At 44.8% G+C, this 3,382-nt stretch carries 4 protein-coding genes; all 4 read right to left on the bottom strand.

Going from position 1 to position 3,382, the window contains the following annotated elements; genetic code table 11:
- Window positions 1-894, bottom strand: an 894-nt coding sequence (locus A3763_RS14105; protein WP_068760160.1) for an aminotransferase class V-fold PLP-dependent enzyme, incomplete at its 3' end; no start/stop codon positions are given.
- A gap of 61 nt (window positions 895-955) precedes the next feature.
- A complete protein-coding gene (gene purF, locus A3763_RS14100; RefSeq protein ID WP_068515762.1) occupies window positions 956-2,464 on the bottom strand; it encodes an amidophosphoribosyltransferase in 1,509 nt (502 codons plus the stop codon).
- Window positions 2,465-2,491: 27 nt separating this feature from the next.
- A complete protein-coding gene (locus A3763_RS14095) occupies window positions 2,492-2,983 on the bottom strand; it encodes a CvpA family protein (protein ID WP_068515765.1) in 492 nt (163 codons plus the stop codon).
- Window positions 2,984-3,087: 104 nt separating this feature from the next.
- The coding region (locus A3763_RS14090) for an SPOR domain-containing protein (RefSeq protein ID WP_231872202.1) at window positions 3,088-3,382 on the bottom strand (295 nt) is incomplete at its 5' end.

Below are 3,382 nucleotides of genomic sequence, written 5' to 3'. Positions count from 1 at the left end.
AACTTCAGCTTGTTCTGACAACCACTGAGCGATTTTCATAGCCCCATCACCGTGAGCTTTCATACGTATACTCAGGGTTTCTAAGCCCTTCAGCATCACCCAGGCATTAAAGGGGCTCAAGGCAGCACCGCCAGAACGGATAAAACCATGAACCTCTTCGATAATTGCATTTGAGCCGACAACCGCGCCACCCAAACAACGTCCTTGGCCGTCAATGTATTTAGTCGCTGAATGCACTACGATATCAGCACCAAGCTTCAAAGGCTGCTGCAAGATAGGTGTACACATGCAGTTATCAACAACAAGCAAGCAGCCTTTCGAATGACGCCCTTGTCTCGCCAGTTCTGCCAGTCTTGCGATATCAACTACTTCACACAGTGGGTTCGACGGCGATTCAAGGAATAGAAACCTAGTATTGTCCTTGATGCTGGTCTGCCATTGCTCGTAATCAGTCAGATCAACAAAGCTAATCTCAACACCAAACTTCTTTACAAACTTTTCTAGCAGAACTGTCGTCGTGCCAAAAACACTGCGCGAACAAATGACATGATCACCCTGCTCTAACAGAGCGTAGCAAACAGACATAATAGCAGCCATACCCGATGCTGCAGCAACACCACGCTCGCCTCCTTCTAAGGCAGCTAAGCGCGCCTCAAACATCGCAACCGTTGGATTGGTGAAACGCGCATAGATGTTCCCAGGCTCTTCGCCTGCAAATCGTGCAGCAGCTTCTTGCGCTGAATTAAACACAAAGCTTGAGGTCGGAAAAATCGCTTCGCTGTGTTCAAGCTCAGGACTTCTAATTTGCCCAGCTCGTACTGCAAGCGTCTCTAAACCAACACCGTCCAAATTTGGAACGGGAATATTACCTTTCGGTGGCTGGCTATTCGCCATCTCTTCTCACCTTTAATTCGAATTTTTAGTTTTCTATGACAAATAATGAGCTAATTCAGCCTTAATTGTCGTTATGAAGATCGATAGTGGCGTCATCTTCATTTAACTTCTTTTTGTTTGAATCATTACGTGCTTGCTCAAGCCTGTCGAGGTAATCACCACATATATCACCCGTTGGATAGACTCCGTTGAAGACCGAGCAATCAAACTCATCAATGTCTTCGTTTCCATCTTTCGCACAACGAATAAGATCTTCCAGGTCTTGATAAACTAGCCAGTCTGCACCAATAATTTCCTGAATATCTTCAACCGTGCGGTCATGTGCAATCAACTCAGTTGCAGCAGGCATATCGATACCGTAAACATTTGGGTATCTTACCTCAGGCGCGGCAGATGCAAAGTACACGTTTTTAGCACCAGCGTCTCTAGCCATTTGTACGATTTCACGACATGTCGTACCCCGTACAATTGAGTCATCGACCAACATAACGTTTTTATCTTTAAACTCTAGTTCAATGGGGTTCAACTTCTGACGTACCGACTTCTTACGCTGATTCTGGCCTGGCATAATAAAAGTACGACCAATATAGCGGTTCTTGATGAAGCCTTCGCGAAACTTCACACCCAACTCCACCGCCATTTGCATTGCAGAGGTACGGCTAGTATCGGGGATAGGCATGACAACGTCGATATCGTGATCAGGACGCAGTCGTTTTACTTTTTGGGCAAGTGTTTCACCCATACGCAGGCGCGCCTTGTAAACAGAGACCTTATCTATAATAGAATCAGGGCGCGCGAAGTATACGTGCTCGAAAATACAAGGTGTCAGTTTAGGGTTTTCAGAACATTGCTGTGTATGCAGTGTTCCATCATTCTCAATATAGATCGCTTCACCAGGCTCTATATCGCGCACAAGCTCAAAGCCTAGGGCAGCAAGCGCTACGCTTTCGGAAGAAATCATATATTCGGTGCCCTGCTCCGTCTCACGCTTGCCATAGCAAACCGGACGAATACCGTAAGGGTCACGAAAAGCCAACACGCCGTAGCCAGTGATCATGGCAATGACTGCATAGGCGCCTCGGCACCGCTTATGAACTTCTTTAACCGCGTTAAAGATTTCTACTTGCGTAGGTACCAGCTTTCCTTGCTCCTGAAGCTCGTGAGCAAAGACATTCAATAGTACTTCTGAATCGGAATTAGTGTTTACATGACGTAAATCCGACTTCAGAACCCCACTCGCTAGCTCAGCCGTATTAGTCAGATTACCGTTATGCGCTAAGGTAATACCATAAGGAGAGTTAACATAAAAAGGCTGAGCTTCCGCAGAACTAGAAGAGCCTGCAGTTGGGTAGCGCACATGCCCAATACCTACACTGCCTTGCAGGCGTTTCATATGCCGTGTACGAAAAACATCACGTACTAGGCCATTATCCTTTCTTAAAAAGAAACGATCATCTTGGCAGGTAACAATGCCGGCAGCGTCCTGGCCGCGATGTTGCAAAACGGTTAATGCATCATACAACGATTGATTCGCGTTGTTTTTTCCAACAACACCTACGATGCCACACATATGACTACCTCTTTAAAAACGTTTCTATCAAACTTTGGTTTCTTTATGACTTTCGAATACTGATCGAGACCATTGCTCTAATATAGACAAATTCTCGATCATTACCGAATTTTGCCACCAGTCGCTTTGCTCAAAAGGCGTTAAGCGAACAATGGCTACAAGCACAACTGCAAGAATTAACCCCCTGGCAAGACCAAACACAATTCCTAGCATTCTATCTATTGGGGTTAAGCCAGTTAAACGTATCAAAGCACCAACAATGAAGTTGATACCAGCACCCACCAGCAAGGTACCTATAAACAACATAATAAATGCTGCGATGGTTCTTAGTACTGGTTCATTAATTGAGTCAATCAATAAGGTTTGGAGATTAGGATGAAAGCTGCGCGCCACAATAAAGGCAACCACCCATGTAGCAAGCGACAAGGCTTCCTTAACAAAACCTCGCCTGAGACTCATTAAACTTGAAAGTGAGATAATGACGATGAGCGTCCAGTCGGCCCAATTTAAACCTGACATTTAAAGCGCATTAACCCCGTTAGTCTCTGACTTGCAATGATACATTTAACCCAAACAAATGATATCCAAAAAACAGGCGCGCATAATAACAAAGATAATGGGGGTTACGCATCAAAAAAGATGAGTCGACTATCAACCTTATACTTTTGGTCGAGTTTCTTCTTGGTTTTTTCAGCTTCACGCTTCTTAACAAAAGGACCGGTGAAGACCCTAATCGCTTTTTTACCGCCCAACAAAACTTCTTTTGTATGCCCGTCAAAACCATCGGCCCTGAGTTTGTCTCTTAGCTTATAAGCGTTCTCAGTTTTACTAAACGTTCCTAACTGAACCATCCAAATATTTTTAAAAACGGGCAAATGCGACACTTTTGGCTTGGAAGCCAGTGGACGTTTAGAGGCT

Source organism: Oleiphilus sp. HI0128 (assembly GCF_001635365.1).
This window is presented reverse-complemented; position numbering and strand designations above follow the sequence as displayed.